At 47.8% G+C, this 15589-nt stretch carries 20 protein-coding genes; 17 read left to right on the top strand and 3 right to left on the bottom strand.

Going from position 1 to position 15589, the window contains the following annotated elements; all coding sequences use genetic code 11:
- The 3 genes from P397_RS0106585 to P397_RS0106595 are packed head-to-tail and all read left to right on the top strand — an operon-like array spanning position 1 to position 1343.
- A complete protein-coding gene (locus P397_RS0106585; RefSeq protein WP_026832537.1) occupies positions 1 to 462 on the top strand; it encodes a DUF420 domain-containing protein in 462 nt (153 codons plus the stop codon).
- A 12-nt stretch (positions 463 to 474) separates the two neighbouring features.
- Positions 475 to 1080: an SCO family protein gene (locus P397_RS0106590; protein ID WP_026832538.1), complete on the top strand. Its 606-nt coding sequence runs from the start codon at positions 475 to 477 to the stop codon at positions 1078 to 1080.
- A 5-nt stretch (positions 1081 to 1085) separates the two neighbouring features.
- Positions 1086 to 1343, top strand: a complete 258-nt coding sequence (locus P397_RS0106595; RefSeq protein ID WP_026832539.1) for a hypothetical protein — start codon at positions 1086 to 1088, stop codon at positions 1341 to 1343.
- Positions 1344 to 1487: 144 nt separating this feature from the next.
- Here P397_RS0106595 and P397_RS0106600 read toward each other — a convergent pair whose 3' ends face one another.
- Both P397_RS0106600 and P397_RS0106605 read right to left on the bottom strand, forming a co-directional pair.
- Positions 1488 to 1838, bottom strand: coding sequence for a YugN family protein (locus P397_RS0106600; protein WP_026832540.1), 351 nt, complete (start codon positions 1836 to 1838; stop codon positions 1488 to 1490).
- 110 nt (positions 1839 to 1948) lie between these two features.
- Positions 1949 to 2716: an ATP-grasp domain-containing protein gene (locus tag P397_RS0106605; RefSeq protein ID WP_235183949.1), complete on the bottom strand. Its 768-nt coding sequence runs from the start codon at positions 2714 to 2716 to the stop codon at positions 1949 to 1951.
- Positions 2717 to 2817: 101 nt separating this feature from the next.
- Between P397_RS0106605 and P397_RS0106610 the strand changes: the two genes are divergently transcribed.
- From P397_RS0106610 to P397_RS0106630, 5 genes are read left to right on the top strand one after another with little or no spacing between them, the layout of a single operon-like run.
- Entirely contained in the window at positions 2818 to 3258 is a 441-nt protein-coding gene (locus P397_RS0106610; protein WP_026832542.1) for a YlbF family regulator, read from the top strand.
- Positions 3259 to 3284: 26 nt separating this feature from the next.
- The gene (locus P397_RS0106615) at positions 3285 to 3542 is read left to right on the top strand and encodes a YlbG family protein (protein ID WP_026832543.1); all 258 of its coding nucleotides are present in this window, start codon (positions 3285 to 3287) and stop codon (positions 3540 to 3542) included.
- Positions 3543 to 3578: 36 nt separating this feature from the next.
- The gene (gene rsmD, locus P397_RS0106620) at positions 3579 to 4166 is read left to right on the top strand and encodes a 16S rRNA (guanine(966)-N(2))-methyltransferase RsmD (protein ID WP_255415515.1); all 588 of its coding nucleotides are present in this window, start codon (positions 3579 to 3581) and stop codon (positions 4164 to 4166) included.
- A complete protein-coding gene (gene coaD / locus P397_RS0106625; protein ID WP_026832545.1) occupies positions 4163 to 4657 on the top strand; it encodes a pantetheine-phosphate adenylyltransferase in 495 nt (164 codons plus the stop codon). Before rsmD ends, coaD begins: the two co-directional genes overlap by 4 nt.
- Positions 4654 to 5652, top strand: coding sequence for a SepM family pheromone-processing serine protease (locus P397_RS0106630; RefSeq protein WP_026832546.1), 999 nt, complete (start codon positions 4654 to 4656; stop codon positions 5650 to 5652). The genes coaD and P397_RS0106630 overlap by 4 nt, the downstream gene beginning before the upstream one ends.
- Here the strand turns inward: P397_RS0106630 and P397_RS0106635 are convergent.
- Positions 5625 to 6776 (bottom strand): tRNA(Met) cytidine acetate ligase, encoded by a 1152-nt coding sequence (locus P397_RS0106635; protein ID WP_026832547.1) that lies wholly within the window; start codon positions 6774 to 6776, stop codon positions 5625 to 5627. The two genes, P397_RS0106630 and P397_RS0106635, sit on opposite strands and share 28 nt — an antisense overlap.
- A 155-nt stretch (positions 6777 to 6931) precedes the next feature.
- On the opposite strand from P397_RS0106635, the gene P397_RS0106640 reads away from it, so the two are divergent.
- The 9 genes from P397_RS0106640 (at position 6932) to P397_RS0106675 (ending at position 15578) form a co-directional block, all read left to right on the top strand.
- Positions 6932 to 7456 (top strand): YceD family protein, encoded by a 525-nt coding sequence (locus P397_RS0106640; RefSeq protein WP_026832548.1) that lies wholly within the window; start codon positions 6932 to 6934, stop codon positions 7454 to 7456.
- Positions 7457 to 7501: 45 nt separating this feature from the next.
- Complete coding sequence (gene rpmF, locus P397_RS17755; protein ID WP_012370841.1) at positions 7502 to 7675, top strand: 50S ribosomal protein L32; 174 nt, start codon at positions 7502 to 7504, stop codon at positions 7673 to 7675.
- Positions 7676 to 7762: 87 nt separating this feature from the next.
- Positions 7763 to 8584: a ketopantoate reductase family protein gene (locus tag P397_RS0106645; RefSeq protein WP_028105974.1), complete on the top strand. Its 822-nt coding sequence runs from the start codon at positions 7763 to 7765 to the stop codon at positions 8582 to 8584.
- Entirely contained in the window at positions 8581 to 8937 is a 357-nt protein-coding gene (locus P397_RS0106650; protein WP_026832550.1) for a DUF3397 family protein, read from the top strand. The genes P397_RS0106645 and P397_RS0106650 overlap by 4 nt, the downstream gene beginning before the upstream one ends.
- 70 nt (positions 8938 to 9007) lie before the next feature.
- Positions 9008 to 10522 carry a bacillithiol biosynthesis cysteine-adding enzyme BshC gene (gene bshC / locus P397_RS0106655; protein ID WP_235183950.1) on the top strand — a complete coding sequence of 505 codons (1515 nt, stop codon included), beginning with the start codon at positions 9008 to 9010 and terminating at the stop codon, positions 10520 to 10522.
- A 159-nt stretch (positions 10523 to 10681) separates the two neighbouring features.
- Entirely contained in the window at positions 10682 to 11620 is a 939-nt protein-coding gene (rsmH, locus tag P397_RS0106660; protein ID WP_026832552.1) for a 16S rRNA (cytosine(1402)-N(4))-methyltransferase RsmH, read from the top strand.
- Positions 11621 to 11633: 13 nt separating this feature from the next.
- Positions 11634 to 12020, top strand: a complete 387-nt coding sequence (ftsL, locus tag P397_RS0106665) for a cell division protein FtsL (protein ID WP_026832553.1) — start codon at positions 11634 to 11636, stop codon at positions 12018 to 12020.
- A complete protein-coding gene (locus tag P397_RS0106670; protein ID WP_026832554.1) occupies positions 12017 to 14155 on the top strand; it encodes a penicillin-binding protein in 2139 nt (712 codons plus the stop codon). The genes ftsL and P397_RS0106670 overlap by 4 nt, the downstream gene beginning before the upstream one ends.
- A 103-nt stretch (positions 14156 to 14258) precedes the next feature.
- Positions 14259 to 15578 (top strand): UDP-N-acetylmuramoyl-tripeptide--D-alanyl-D-alanine ligase, encoded by a 1320-nt coding sequence (locus P397_RS0106675; protein WP_051523904.1) that lies wholly within the window; start codon positions 14259 to 14261, stop codon positions 15576 to 15578.
- Positions 15579 to 15589 lie beyond the last annotated feature (11 nt).

Consider the following 15589-nt stretch of genomic DNA (forward strand, 5'->3'; position numbering starts at 1 on the left):
ATGAGTTATTTGCCGTTGATTTGTGTCACGTTGATCGTCCTCAGCGCGATTTTCGTAGCGATTGGATGGTTCTTGATCGCTCAGACGCGTCGGAACATGAAAGCACACCAATTCGTCATGACGATTGCTGCTGCTTTAGCACTGTTATTTTTCATCATGTATGCGTTACGGACAATCTTGTTAGGTAATACCGCCTTTGGCGGACCGGACACGATTAAACCGTATTACACAGGATTTTTAATCTTCCACATCATTTTAGCGACGTCGGGTGGCGTGCTTGGATTGATGGCTCTCTTTTATGCGTACAAGAAAAACTTTACGCGTCATCGTAAAATCGGTCCCAAAGCTTCTGTCATCTGGTTCTTGACCGCGATTACAGGAGTCATCGTCTACTGCCTCCTCTATGTGGTGTATGAGCCGGGAGAGACGACAAACGTGTTTCGGGCAATCTGGAACCACTAAGGAGGTCATGACTTGAAGAAAAACAGTTATTTGACGGTTGCAGCAGCTGTCTTGATTCTCATTGCGGCAGCCGGTGGCTACTATTACTTTTTCATGAAAGAAAAATTACCTGTCATCGCAGAGCCGACTCCATTTGAATTGACGAATGCGGTGGACGGGAAACAGTTTGATTCCGAAGACGGAAAGGTGAAGGTCTTGACCTTCTTCTATTCCAACTGTCCGGACATCTGTCCCTTGACATTAAATGACTACCGGAAGTTAGAGAAACAGTTACGGGCGGAAGAGTTGTACGGCTCGGATGTCGAACTTGTCGCCGTGACGGTTGACCCGAAAGTCGACACACCAAAAGTCTTAAAAAAATATGCGTCCAACTTTGAAGCCAATGCGGAAGGGTGGAAGGTGTTGACAGGAGATGGCGTCGTCATTGACCGTCTGACCCGTCAATTGAATTTTTATTACTCTAAAGCGGAAAGCGGCTTAGTGACGCACGGAACACAAATGTTCATTCTTGATCGAGACAACAAAGTCCGGGCGATTTCATCGATGGCGAAGACGCCGGATGAACCGGTCGACTTAGAGGAAGTTATGACATCGGTCAAACAACTTGCGAAGGAGTGAATACGATGGGTGAACACTATGACGTACAAGGTGAGGTAACGGTGGCGGTTCAAGCGATTGAAGAGTTGTTATTATGTACGGTCGTGGATTTTGGAGGATCCGTCATCCGGATCAAACGATTGTCGCAAGATACCATCTCATTCAGCATGAAGGTCAGCGTCGCACCGGCACAGCTTCCTGCGTTATACCATCATTTACGGGAACAGGTAAACTTACAGCTCGGCGAAGATGTATTGGATTATCTCCAGTTGATTGCGAAATGAAGAGGAACAAGGAATTGACTCAACAGTCATTCTCTATACAGGACGAGGGAGATGGATACTAAATCCGTCCCCCTCGTCCCTTTTTCGTAGAAATGTCTATAAAAAAACCAAAGTCCACTGGGAGGCGGACTTTGGCGAGGCAACTTATTTTTCGAGTGTTTCGAGTAATGCCGTCAAACGACGTTCGCAGTCTTTGACGATTTCCGGAGGGAACTCCTCATCATACTCGACACCGTGCGGGTAATAATGTTTTCCGAGAAGAGGCGTCAGCATCCGAACGACAGCGTGACGGTCTTCAAGTTCACCTTGAATCGCGTAAACGGGGACGCGAAGATAAAAGACTTCTCCCGTAGATTGTTTTTCGTATTTCATGTCATACATGGCACGTTCATAATCCCATTGTCCTTCCCGAACAAAACGATGATGATCCATGATCGTTTCGAGTAACCCGAACTTAATTTCCTTGCCTTCGATTCCGAACTTTTCAAACTTCATGTGTGAATCCCCCTATACCCCAGTTTGCTAGTGTACACTAGTCTTTCCAAGCTATCATACCATAATGAATGAACGGATAAAGAAAAAGTTGTGAAGTCAATTTGAAGAATTCATGAACTTCCATATTTCCGTTCGACATATTCGAGAATCGTATCGGGCGCATGAATTCCGAGATGATTTAAACCTTCTCCGCCAAAAAACACATTAAATTCGAGGACATAGATGTGATCGTCCCGGAAGATCAGGTCAAATCCGGCGTGGTCGATGTCGAGTCGTTTCGCCAATGCCAAAACGAAATCAAGTGCCTCCTGTGGAATGTTCTCGAAATCAAGGACACCGCCTTGGGCGACATTGTTCAAAAATTGGGCGCCTCCGACACGCCAGTAAGCAGCAAGAACCTTGTCGCCGATGACGACGACGCGGAGATCCTTCTCATTCGGGATGTATTCTTGAATATAAAACGTCTCATGCGACGCGACATACTTATCCCAATCGGCTTGATCCTTAATCAGATGGACACCTTGTCCCATCGAACTGCGGACCGTCTTCGCGACGAAGGGGAACGAAAACTCCTCCAGCACCCGTGTGACCGTAAATTCGTTTTTTCCATAGATGCCGGTTCGCGGAATATTCTCGGGAATGACGGTCTGGAAGATACGGGTCATTTCAATCTTATCGTGCCCAAGATGGAACGTGGCCGCAGAAGGGAAGATTGGTTTCTTCATCCCGTAGATGATGGAATGGATCTGCCAATATTCCGGGAACAAAATCACGTCAGCTTGGGCGATTTTGCCGAGTGAATCAAAATGATAATCGGACTTCGCATGTTCGGTTTTAATCCCGATCGTGCGGAACATGTTAAATGATAAAAATTGCATACAATTCATTCCTTCCTTCTGAACAAATTATACACAATTCAGCGTGCTAGGAGCGAGATAAATGTTATGATATGATGGTTAAGTCAAGGAGGAGATTCGTTGTGATATATTCAGATAAAACGATAGACCTCATCAACGCAGCGGAAGACCTTGCACACTCTCTCTCGCAAAGCGAAACAGGTCAAGCATATAGATTAGCGAAACAAGCGCGTGCGAACTCAAGGCAGGCGCAGGACGTGATTCGTGACTTTAACCGGATCAAAGAAGAATATGAATTGGTCCAACGGTTTGGCCGGTATCATCCGGACTACCAAACGATCACGAAAAAGGTGCACGAAATCAAACGCGCGCTTGATCTGCAAGAAGAGGTCGCCGTGTTCAAAAAAGCAGAGAAGCAACTCGAAACCTTACTCGGACAAGTGAGCCTCGTCCTCGCCGGGCAAGTCTCGCCTCAAATCAAAGTTCCGACAGGCAATCCATTCTTCGATCAAGGATGTGCGGGCGGATGTTCGACAGGTGGAAGTTGCAGCTGTAGCGGCTAATCGCTGAAAAAGGGAGGAACGGTGTTGTGATCAAGGATCGGATTGGACTTATCGTCTATGTCAATGCGTTGAAGGCGTCGCGTCAGTTACGCCGTTTCGGGAATGTCTATTTTACTTCAAAACGTGAACGGTACGTGTTCTTATATGTTGATCTTGATCAACATGAACAAGTAATCGAACGGATTACGGCCTTGCCGTTCGTCGAGAGCGTGTTGCGTTCGGAGCGACCGTTCATCATCGAGACATACGCCAATAAAAAAGGTAAGATGCAGGAAGAAGTTTAACTGGTGGAGCGATGAGGACATCCTCGTCGCTCCTTTTTGAAAGGAAGGAACAGGATGCGAGTCATATCAGGGGAACGAAAAGGCATGCGAATCAAAGCTGTACCAGGAGATCAGACAAGACCAACGACGGATAAGGTCAAGGAATCCTTATTTAATGTCATCGGTCCTTATTTCAACGGGGGAAAAGCACTCGATTTATTTGCCGGTAGCGGCGGACTCGGGATTGAAGCGTTATCACGGGGATGTGAGGAAGCGGTTTTCGTCGATCAACAGTTCAAGGCGATTCAGACCATCAAGGAGAATCTTGCGACGACCCGCCTGACGGACCGCAGCCGTGTCTTGAAAAAGGATGTTACGGTCGCTTTGGCGGAATTGGCGTCAGAAGAGCCGTTCAAGCTGATTTTTCTTGATCCGCCGTATGCCAAAGAACAATTGGCGGACCAAGTCGCCTACATAGAGCAACATGACATGCTGACGGATAACGGGGTCATCATCTGCGAACATGGTTCGGAGACCGAACTGCCGGACCAAATTGGTCGTTTGAGTGTCATCAAACGGCTCCGCTACTCGACGGTCATCTCCATTACATTATATGAATTTACAGAGCTGGAGGAAAACGCATGAAACGAATTGCCATCTGTCCCGGTAGTTTTGATCCGATTACGAACGGACATCTCGATATCATTGAACGTGCCGCACCAATTTTTGACGAAATCATCGTCGCCGTCCTCAACAACTCCTCAAAGCAACCGTTGTTTTCGGTCAAGGAACGGATGGAGCTGATCTCTGAGGTGACAGAACACCTGCCACACATCAAGGTTGACTCCTTTGACGGGTTGCTCGTGGATTATGCTGCTGAAGTCGGAGCCAATGCCATCGTGCGGGGGTTACGGGCCGTATCCGATTTTGAGTACGAAATGCAGGTTGCTTCAATCAATAAAAAAATGAATGATCAGATTGAGACGTTGTTCATGATGACGAACAATCAGTACTCTTTTTTGAGTTCATCGATTGTCAAGGAAGCCGCGAAATACGGGGCATCGGTGGCAGGGCTTGTTCCGCCGGTCGTCGAGGAGGCGTTACGTCATAAATACAGCAAAGGGGAATTGAAATGAAGGCATGGAAACCGGCTTTAGCGGCGATCCTCGCTGCCATGATCGCTTTTTTCGTCCCGCTACCTTATTTTATTTCATATCCGGGAGATGCGACGTCGACCGAACAATTAATTGATGTCGAGGGTGCAACAAAAGAACCGGGTGATTTGATGATGTTGACGATTGCCCAGCGTCGGGCGACTCCTTATTTCCTCGTCGAAAGCCTGTTCCTGCCGTTTGCTGAACGTTCAAGTGTCAGCGACTACCTCTACGATGGTGAGTCGGACAACCAGTACGAGAAGCGTCAGAAACTCTACATGGAAGAAGCCCAGCATAATGCGACAATCGAAGGGTATGAATTAGCCGGAGAAAAAGTAGCCGTCGATTTTAAAGGGATTTACGTATCCGGTGTCATTCCGGGAGGACCGGCGGAAGGAAAATTAAAAGCCGGGGATCAATTGGTTTCGGTGGACGGGAAGTCCATCACGTCGTTAAATGACTTCATGAAGACCATCAGTGCCAAAAAAGCCGGAACACAAGTTGATTTGACGTTGCTGCGAAACAAGAAGGAGCAAAAGACGACAGTTGCGGTCAACCGGTTGACAAAAGAGTCGGAACGGGTCGGGCTCGGGATTTATGAACCACTCCCGATGTCGGCAGTCCAAACGAATCCGGACATCGATTTTAATGTTGAAGATGTCGGGGGACCATCCGCCGGCATGATGTTCACGCTTGAAATTTACGATCAATTGACAGACGGGGATTTGGCGAAAGGGTATAAAATCGCCGGAACCGGAACGATTGAAGAAGGTGGAAAAGTTGGACCAATCGGCGGTGCGTGGCAGAAAGTCGTGGCTGCGGATGAAGCCGACGCGGAAATCATGTTCGTTCCAGCCGGCGCCAACTATAAAGAAGCTAAACCATCCATTAAAAAAATCGAGACGAAGATGAAACTCGTCCCGATTAAAACGGTGGAAGAAGCGATTGATTATTTGGAAGCCTTACCGGAAAAATAAGCAAAGCGGCGATGTTCTTCCAAGTCACTGTAACGAGCCAAGGGCACAGCGTACGCTGCTGTGACTTGGCTCTCTTTGATGAGCCAAGGATGTTTCGAAAACGTTGAGACGACCGGAATACGTGTTTTGATGTCGCGTAAAGCGGCACGACCCCGATCGTTAAATGCAAGGGGACGGACATACTCCACTTGATCAAACGCCAGATCTTCCATTTCACGAGTTGTGGTCGACGTCAGCAAGTAGATCAGGGCACGTTGCAGGCTCGTCCGGGTATATCGCCGTGTTTTGACGTAAGCAAGGAACGCTTTAAAAGTAGCGGCCTGCCGGGCGCCTTCGATCAGACGCGGGGCGAGTGAAGCATCAATACCGTTGAATTGCATTAAATCAACGAGACTGGTTGTCAGAAGACGATGGCGGAGGAAAGGATAGTAGGCATCAAAAGAGGCGAAGACGGCATTCTGGAGCACGTCAGCAGTTGCGTCTGGTAAACCGATCAACGACTGGTGCTTCATGTAATAAGCACGAATCGCCGTTGCACTCATGATGTCTCCGACTGACAGATCATGATAGCCGCTGCCGATGCGTTTTGTCGTATGAAGCGTGATGCTTGATGCTGCCCGGGCGTAATAATAACCAAGCGTATTGTTCGGCGTCGTCAAATCAAGCGTCGTCGTCATGGCCGCAAAAGCCTGACTCGCCGCCGTTGCGGAAGACAAACCATTGGCCAGTCCTTGTTGAACCAACGCTTGGTACTGTGGAGTTGCTTCATGATCTTCAGTAGCCGCTTGGATAAAAGGAGCGATGTCACCGCACTCGCTACCGAAAGACAACGTCTGTGCCCCAATCGTCTCGGCAATCGTCACCCCGCCGCGTGCAAAGCGGTCAGCACGTTGGACGGCAAAGTAGAAAGGGAGTTCCAGAACAAGGTCGATTTCGCCGCTTGCGACTGCCGCTTGAGCCCGGGACCACTTGTCCGTGAAGGCGGGCTCCCCGCGTTGCATAAACGTTCCGCTCATGATGGCGACGATCAAATCAGCACCGGTTTCCTGTCGGGCGATTTTCGCTTGATAAAGGTGTCCATTGTGAAACGGATTGTACTCAGAAATAATTGCTGTCATTCTCATGAAACTTTCTCCTTTGCAAACCGAATTAAGTGCGGTAATATGGATGAAGACGTCCAAAAGTGTTCGTTCTCTAGCGATTTCAGTGTAAAGAAAAAACATTGACAAAACAAGATGTCCTCTCTATAATTCATATTGTTGCAATTGAGGTGATTCGGATGAAATGGTCCCTGATGCAATTGAATAAATTGCGCAATCTGGGTCAACTTCAGGTTAACGAGACGATTGAGCTTCCTGAGCTCATCGCCCTCCATCCGGATATCCGGGCGGTGCAACCTGTGCACGTTCGTGCAAATGCATCGTTTACATCGAATCAATTAATATTCAATCTCCGGATTACAGGCGAAATGACGCTTCCGGATGCCCGGACGCTGAATGACGTCGCGTACCCGTTCGAGATTGAATCGATCGAGTCATTCCTGCTCGAAGTTGATGCTGTTCCGGTTGATTCGGACGACATCAATTTACCGAACGGGAATACGGTTGATCTTCAACCACTCGTGCAAGAATTGATTTTACTTCATGTGCCAGTGCAAGTGCATGGGGATGATGAAGAAAATCAGTTGGTTCAAGGGGAAGGCTGGACGGTTCTCTCAGAAGAAGCACCAGAAGAAGCTGAACCAAAAATTGATCCGCGACTTGCGGGTCTCGCTCAGTTCTTTAAAAAGGATCAGGATTCCTAATCTTTTCATAAAGGCGAGTGTATTTTTTCAAGGAGGTGGACAACGATGGCAGTACCATTCCGCAGAACGTCGAAAACACGCAAACGTCTTCGCCGTACTCATTTCAAACTCCGTGTACCAGGTATGGTCGAGTGCCCAAACTGTGGTGAAATGAAACTTTCACACCGCGTTTGTAAAGCATGTGGCTCGTACAAAGGTAAAGAAATCGTCAGCAAGTAAGCTGAATGATCGGTATAAAAGCGACCCAAGAATCGAGCAATCGGTTTGGCAGGTCGCTTTTTTTGATGACAAAAGGAGCGTGGGCGCATGAGTACAATCGGAATCATCGGAGCGGGATCCATCGGGTTATTAATCGCTTCCTACTTATCAGAACAGCATGAGGTAACCGTTTATACGCGGCAGACGGAAGATCGGGATGTCCGCATCATCAGGGACGGAACAGCCAGCCAACCGGTGGAGGTTCGACTACTCGATCAATTCGAGTCGCAAGACTTGGTATTCGTGACGACAAAGTCGTATGATATAAAAAGTGTGATTCCATATTTAATGACCGAGACGGCACCGGTCCTGTTTTTACAGAACGGAATGGGGCATGTGACGCAAGTCGAACAGGTGCCGCATGCTTTGTTCGGCATCGTGGAGCACGGTGCCATGAGAACCGGGAAATATGAAGTCCGGCATACCGGAGTTGGACGCATTCGCTATGGACAGGCGTTTTTGCCGATGCTCGAGGATGGTCCCCTGCAGTTTGAACATGTAGAGGACATCCAGTCGGTCATGTTGACGAAATTGTTCATGAACGCTGTCATCAATCCACTCACGGCCTACCACCGGATTACAAACGGACAATTACTCGAGGAACCGTACGCGTCTAAAGCGCATGCTTTATTTGAAGAATTGCGCCATGTTTTTCCGCAACACGACATATCGTATGCGGAAATTGAACAGGTCATGCAGCGTACCGGACTGAACCGGTCATCGATGCTGCAGGATATCGAACAGGGGAGAAGGACAGAGATTGATCCGATTGTCGGATATGTTCTGGAACGAGCCGTGACACCGACGCCCTTATTGACGTTTTATTTTGAACAGATTACATCTCAGGAAAAAAGAGGGGATTCCATGTGACATTGTTTATAATCTTCCCAATCTTTAGTTTGGTTGTTTTCTATATGATTTTTTTCATGGTGTTTCGAACACACCAAAAAGCACTTCGACTTGCACTGGATGTCGGCACATTTGTCGTCCTCTACGGGATTCATGTCGCACTGATTGCCTTGACCGGTCAAAACTACTTAGGATGGCTGTTGATCGCCATTCTCCTCATCTTTGCAGTGAATGCCTTATGGCAACGGATCCAACAAGTGGATGTTGATTACTTACAGATGATTCGACATAGTTGGCGCATCACGATTTTGATTGCCTTGCCTGTCCAGCTGATGCTGTTTGGGATTGGAATCCGTCAACTGTTCATTCATTGATCTTGTCAGAAAGAAGGGATTTTGTTTGAAGGTACAACCATTTCATGCTCTGTATGCAGAAGATTCATTGATGCATCGAGCATCACAACCGGAATTTTCGAAATACGTGGATCATCTTGGAGAAGAAGGGATGTTCGCGCGTAGCCAACACCTCAAGCACCGGGAATACCCGCATCTCAGTTTGCTGGTGGACGAGCTGAATCGACAAAATCCTCAGTTGAGTGAGAGGCTGAAAGGACAACTCGAACGTCTGCGCACCGGAGAGGCGCAGGTCGTGATTACCGGTCAACAGACCGGCATTCTCGGCGGTCCACTGTATGCTGTTTATAAGCTGTTAACCTGTCTAAAGGTTGCACGCGAAACGGAGGAACTGCTCGACATTCCGGTCCTGCCCGTTTTCTGGCTTGCAACCGAAGACCATGATTTTGATGAAATCAATCATCTCATCGTTCCGACACATGACTTTCGGACACGGAAGCTGACCGTTTCGCCGCCGGATTCCATCCAACGTTCAGTCAGTCGAATTCCGTTTGACCAACATGCGGTCAGGGAAGTTGTCCGTCAGGCGTTATGTACAGAAGGTGAGACACCCTATACAAAAGAGCTGTTGGCCTTAACGGATCGATTGATTGAAACGAACACGACGTACGGTGGTTTCTTTGCCGCCTTCTTAGGTGAATTGGTGAATCATGACATCATCTTTTTTGATGCCGATGCGAAAGCCGTCCGGCAAATCGAAATCCCGTTTTTTGAACGGTTGATTCAAGATAACCCGGAAATCCGACAAGCCTTGTCGAAAGGGATCGCGCAAACGTCGGATTTACCGGATACCTTCTTGAATGAAGAAGCAGCGCATCTGTTTGTTGAAGACATCGGACGTGAGTTGTTGTATCCGGGTCAAGATTTTGTGACGAAACAAGGAAAGACCTATACCGAACTTGAACTGTTGGCATTGCTTTACGCGAGTCCGGAGCGTTTTTCAAACAGTGTCGTCACACGTCCGTTGATGCAGGACTATTTATTCCCGACGCTTGCGTACATCGGTGGTCCTGGTGAGATTGCGTACTGGACGCGACTCCGTCCGCTGTTTCATCATTTCGATTGGACGATGCCGTTGTTGATTCCGCGAATGGGCGCTATCTTGTTACAAGCTCGAGACGAGAAGCGGTTGCGCAGACATCAGCTCACAATCGATCAAGCCTTGCGTGACGGCATACCACTTACTCCGTTTGACGCCGGTGACGTCAAACAACACTTGCATGCCTCTTCCTTACTCAGTGAGGTCTTGATGGAGGAAATCAAGCAGGTTGAACAGAAGCGGTTAAAAACATCGGTCATCACGACGAAGTTAACAAAACAGCTGCAACAGACCTTCGAAACTATCGTTGAGCAAGAGCGGCGTCTGCACGAACAGGCGAATCGTTCCGATCGTGCCCTTCAGTATCAACTAGCACCGGATCACGCACCACAAGAGCGGATTCATTCGGTCTTACCGTGGCTGAACCGTTACGGTTTGGATTTGCTTCAAACGCTCCGTGTCCAGTATGAGCAAACGGAAGCGGAACAATTAAAAATATTGGTCTAAACCTGCTGATGAGGCAGGTTTTTTTGTTTTTTTAACGAAAGATACACAAAAGTTCAAAAAATCAAGGAAACTGTCTCATTTTCGTAACGTTTTTAAGAAAGAATATGATACATTGAAAAAGAGTAACGTCCAGTTGGACAGTGAAAGGTGAGGCAGCACATGTTTGAGCATGAAACAGTATTAAAATGGGAGTCCATTAAAGGACTAAACATCAAGCCTGACGGCGTGTATGTAGATTGCACGTTAGGTGGAGCAGGACACAGTGAAGAAATCGTCAAACAACTGACGACAGGACATCTGTATGCGTTTGATCAAGATGATGTCGCACTGGCACATGCAGCAGAACGTCTCGCGGCGTATGAAGGTCGCTTTACATTAATAAAAAGTAATTTCGTACATCTGCAAGAAGAATTAGAAGCACGTGGTGTGAGAAAAGTGGATGGGATTTTGTTTGATTTAGGCGTGTCTTCCCCTCAGTTGGATGAAGGAGAACGTGGATTCAGCTACAACTTTGATGCGCGTTTGGATATGCGGATGGATCAATCCTCTTCACTATCCGCCTACGAAGTCGTCAATGAGTGGCCGTACAACGATCTTGTCCGAATCTTGTTTACATACGGGGAAGAAAAGTTCTCCAAACAGATTGCCCGCAAGATTGAAAAAGCACGTGAACTCGGACCGATCGAAACAACGTTTGAACTTGTCGAACTGATCAAGGACGCCATTCCAGCTCCAGCAAGACGAAAGGGCGGACATCCTGCAAAACGGACGTTCCAAGCGATTCGGATTGCCGTGAATGATGAATTGAATGTATTTGACCGCGCTGTTTATCAAGCGATTGATCTATTAGCCATCGGCGGTCGGTTATGTGTCATTACATTCCATTCGCTTGAAGATCGCATGTGTAAACAAGCGTTCAAGGAAAAATCATCACTTCCAGAACTTCCACCAGGATTACCGATGATTCCGAAAGAGTTTGAACCGGAATTACGTTTGGTCACACGAAAACCGATTACAGCAGGAGACGACGAACTCGATGACAATCGCCGGTCACGCTCCGCGAAGTTACGGATTGTTGAAAAAATGAAAGAAAGTTGAGAGGAGCATTCACATGGCAGAACCACTTCGTAAACCGATTCAAACAATGGAACCCGTTCGACAGCAACCGATGCAAGAACCGCGTAAAACGGAAGATATCGCCCGTCGCGTCGCGGTTCGCCCAAAATATCGTTTGTATCCATTCGAAAAATTCCTCTACAGTGCAATGATTGGTGGAATCGTTCTTTTTGGCAGCATGACGATTGGGGCACATAATGATGCCTACAATATCAGTCGGGATCTGGCGAAGGAAAATCAAGTGACGCAAACGATGAAAAAAGAAAATGAACGGCTTCAACTTGAAGTGACAAACTTAAGCTCTCCAGAACGAATTTACAAGATTGCGAAAGAACAAGGTCTTGATATGCGAAAAGGGAACATTAAGGTGATTCCTAAATGAATCCACTATCTAAATCCCGACGGAGAGTACGCATTATCTTAGTGATATTTGCTGCTCTCTTTTTGGTGTTCATCAGCCGCTTTTTGTATTTATCAACGACCAAACAATTTCATGGTGAAGATATGATCGTCTATGCCGAAAAAAAACGGTGGGAAGCCCAGTCGACGTTATCGGCGGAACGGGGAGAAATTTTTGATCGGTTGGGTTCGCCGATTGCGATCAACATCCCGTCCTATCATCTCGTTGCGGTCTATCGTTTAGGCGGTGAAAAGGATCCGGACGAGACGGTCGTTGATTTCAAGAAAACAGCGACAGGTCTGGCACCGATTCTCGGCATGTCCGTCAAGGAACTGGAAACTTACTTGATTGAGAACAAGGAACGGTCGCAAATCGAGTTCGGGAAAAAAGGAAATGATTTGACCGTCGATCAAAAAGAACAGATTGACCGGTTGAAACTACCGGGTATTCGTTTGATCGAGGAACCGAAACGGTATTATCCAAACGGCATTTTCTTGTCGGATACGCTCGGATTTGTCCAAAAGATTACGGAAAATAACGGACGTGTCGTCTTAAAAGGGCAGATGGGGATCGAAAAGCAGTACGATGAGGCATTACGGGAAACGTTTGGCTCCCGTGTGTTCGAGAAAGACCGGAGCGGCGGTGAGCTCGTTCAAGGGACATCCAAAATCTCGAATGAACCGAAAGACGGATCAAATCTCTACTTAACGATTGATCACCGGATCCAACAGTCGCTCGAAAAACAGATGCAAAAAATGTACGACGAATACAAACCGAAAAATGCAACCGGTATCGTCATGGATGCAAAAACAGGTGAAATTCTGGCGATGGCCGATCGACCGTCGTTTAACCCTAACTTACGGGACATGACGGACTTTACGAACTTTGCCGTGTCGTCCCGCTTCGAACCGGGATCAACGATGAAAATCTTTACATTGGCAGCAGCGATCGATGCCGGTGTCTTCCGTCCGAAGGAACCTTACAAATCCGGAAGCTACAACTACAAAGGCACCGTCATCAAAGATTACAATGACGTCGGGTGGGGAACGATTCCGATGATTGAAGGGGTCTACCATTCGTCGAACGTCATGTTCTCGATCTTAACGGCGGAAAAGTTGGGCATCGAACGGTACAAAGACTATTTCAAGAAGTTTCATTTTGATCAAAAAACGGGTATAGACATCTCGGGCGAAGTCAACAGCCAGTCGGATTTATCTAAACCGTTAAATACGCTGATCACGTCTTGGGGACAATCAACGGCGGTCACGCCGATGCAAATCCTGCAAGGGGCGACAGCGATCGCCGGTGACGGCGAGATGGTAAAACCACACATCATCCAAAAAGCCGACCATACCGATAAGGCTCCGTACAAAGCCAAAACCGAAGTGGTGGGCAAACCGATTTCAGCTGAAGCGGCAAAAGCGACACGAGAAGCACTCGACGGTGTCGTCAACAGTAAAATCGGAACAGGACAGATGTATAAGTTAAAAGATTACCGTGTCATCGGAAAAACCGGAACCGCACAGATTTCGGAGAACGGCAAATACATTCAAGGACAGTTCATCCACTCCTTCATCGGAATGGCTCCAAAGGATGATCCTGAACTGATCATGTATATTGCCGTCGACCGACCTTCTAAAAACGAATCGTCGGTTTCCGGTCCAAGCATCATGAGTCCGGTCTTCAAAAGCGTCATGAATACGGCGTTGCAATATCGGAGCATCAAACCGGCCACACAAAAAGAGTCCGTGGATGTCAAAGCAAAAATCATTCCGAGTTACATCGGAAAAAGCATGAACCAGGCAGAGTCATTAGCAAAAGAACAAGGGGCGGTTCCCGTCATTCTTGGGGACGGTGCCGAGGTCGTGTCGCAAATCCCGACACGAGGACAAGAGTTCGTCAGCGGAGAGCGTGTCCTGTTGAAAACAGCGAACACGTTCAAAATTCCAGATTTGACCGGGTGGTCGCAGCGTGACGTTAAAAAATTAGTCAGTCTGTACAACTTGAAGTTAGATGTGATTGGTAAAGGTTTTGTAACCAAACAATCGGCACGAACTGGTACACTAGTAAAGGAAAATGGAAAGCTGACGGTGGAACTCGCTGAACCAAAAGAGTAAGGAACGGCGGTTTCCTGATTTCTGCAGTGAAACGAGGACGGACCGGAGTCATTCGTTGACTTCTGTTCGTCCTCGTTTGCTGTAAATGAGTGGAGGAAAAGATATGGTGACCATTGCACAATTAGCAGATTGGTTGGGAATCGACCAATCGGATGCACGACCGTTGCGAAACTTTGCGACAGACTCAAGAAGCACACTGACGGATGGGCTCTATATTCCCATTCAGGGAGCACGCGTCGACGGACATTCGTTCATCGAGGGAGCCGTGCAACACGGGGCAATCGCGACGTTATGGAAAAAAGGAGTTCCTCTTCCGGAGACCGATATCGTCGTCCTTGAGGTCGAGGAACCGTTAGCAGCGCTTCAACTCGTTGCCCGGAAATACTTACAACTCGTTTCCCCGAAAGTCGTCGCCATTACAGGGTCAAACGGTAAGACATCGACGAAGGATATGATCGAAAGTGTCTTAAAGCGGACGTACCGGACACATAAAACAGCAGGAAACTTTAATTCGGACATCGGGATGCCGTTGACGATCATGATGATGCCACTCGACACGGAAGTCGCCGTGCTCGAAATGGGCATGAACGGATTCGGTGATATCGAACTGTTGTCGAATCTGGCAGAACCGGATATCGCGCTCGTGACCAACATCGGCGAATCACATGCCGAACAGGTCGGCGGACGGACGGGAATCGCACGGGCGAAGCTGGAAATTCAATCAGGTTTGAAGCCGGATGGTCACCTGTTCATCGACGGAGATGAACCGTTACTGGCAGAAGCGACTGCTGAACGAATCGGATATCGCCACTCGAACACCTTCGTCATCGAACAAGCGGAAGCGACGTTCATCGGAACAACGTTTAAATTCGACGGGACAGAGTTTACGATTCCGGTCCTCGGCAAACACCAAGTCCGCAATGCCGCTTATGCCATTGCGACAGCAAAAGCGCTTGGATTGTCGAATGATGTCATCCAAGACGGATTAAATGCGGTGCAATTGACACCGATGCGAATGGAACGTCTGATGTATGGACAAACGGCGATCATCAATGATGCTTACAATGCCAGTCCGACTTCGATGAATGCCGCAATCGAGACGATTGTGGAGTTGGACGGCTTTACGAACAAGGTCGTCGTCCTCGGAGACATGTATGAACTGGGGCAACAGGAAAAGTCGTTACATGCCTCTGTCGGGAAGAAGATTGCACTTCCTGTGTCACATGCTATCCTTGTAGGGGAGAAGGGGCGCCATATTGCAGACGGAATCGTCGATCCAACCGTCCAAGTCCAATTTGCGGAGACGGTCGAAGAGGCCGCTCGTCTGCTGGAACCCTTGTTAGGAGAACAAACGGTTGTCTTATTGAAAGCGTCACGTGGGCTTGCCCTCGAACAAATCTTCACATATCTAAACAAAATTTAATCCTTAAAAGT

The sequence above is a fragment of the Exiguobacterium undae DSM 14481 genome (assembly GCF_000620805.1).
Lineage (GTDB): Bacteria > Bacillota > Bacilli > Exiguobacteriales > Exiguobacteriaceae > Exiguobacterium_A > Exiguobacterium_A undae.

Bases quoted from the DNA above. Each gene is read 5' to 3' on its own strand.
- P397_RS0106585 (WP_026832537.1), top strand. From the start codon at position 1: ATGAGTTATTTGCCGTTGATTTGTGTCACGTTGATCGTCCTCAGCGCG.
- P397_RS0106595 (WP_026832539.1), top strand. From the start codon at position 1,086: ATGGGTGAACACTATGACGTACAAGGTGAGGTAACGGTGGCGGTTCAA.
- P397_RS0106600 (WP_026832540.1), bottom strand. From the start codon at position 1,838: ATGAAGTTTGAAAAGTTCGGAATCGAAGGCAAGGAAATTAAGTTCGGG.
- P397_RS0106605 (WP_235183949.1), bottom strand. From the start codon at position 2,716: ATGCAATTTTTATCATTTAACATGTTCCGCACGATCGGGATTAAAACC.
- coaD (WP_026832545.1), top strand. From the start codon at position 4,163: ATGAAACGAATTGCCATCTGTCCCGGTAGTTTTGATCCGATTACGAAC.
- P397_RS0106630 (WP_026832546.1), top strand. From the start codon at position 4,654: ATGAAGGCATGGAAACCGGCTTTAGCGGCGATCCTCGCTGCCATGATC.
- P397_RS0106635 (WP_026832547.1), bottom strand. From the start codon at position 6,776: ATGAGAATGACAGCAATTATTTCTGAGTACAATCCGTTTCACAATGGA.
- P397_RS0106640 (WP_026832548.1), top strand. From the start codon at position 6,932: ATGAAATGGTCCCTGATGCAATTGAATAAATTGCGCAATCTGGGTCAA.
- rpmF (WP_012370841.1), top strand. From the start codon at position 7,502: ATGGCAGTACCATTCCGCAGAACGTCGAAAACACGCAAACGTCTTCGC.
- P397_RS0106645 (WP_028105974.1), top strand. From the start codon at position 7,763: ATGAGTACAATCGGAATCATCGGAGCGGGATCCATCGGGTTATTAATC.
- bshC (WP_235183950.1), top strand. From the start codon at position 9,008: ATGCATCGAGCATCACAACCGGAATTTTCGAAATACGTGGATCATCTT.
- rsmH (WP_026832552.1), top strand. From the start codon at position 10,682: ATGTTTGAGCATGAAACAGTATTAAAATGGGAGTCCATTAAAGGACTA.
- ftsL (WP_026832553.1), top strand. From the start codon at position 11,634: ATGGCAGAACCACTTCGTAAACCGATTCAAACAATGGAACCCGTTCGA.
- P397_RS0106670 (WP_026832554.1), top strand. From the start codon at position 12,017: ATGAATCCACTATCTAAATCCCGACGGAGAGTACGCATTATCTTAGTG.
- P397_RS0106675 (WP_051523904.1), top strand. From the start codon at position 14,259: ATGGTGACCATTGCACAATTAGCAGATTGGTTGGGAATCGACCAATCG.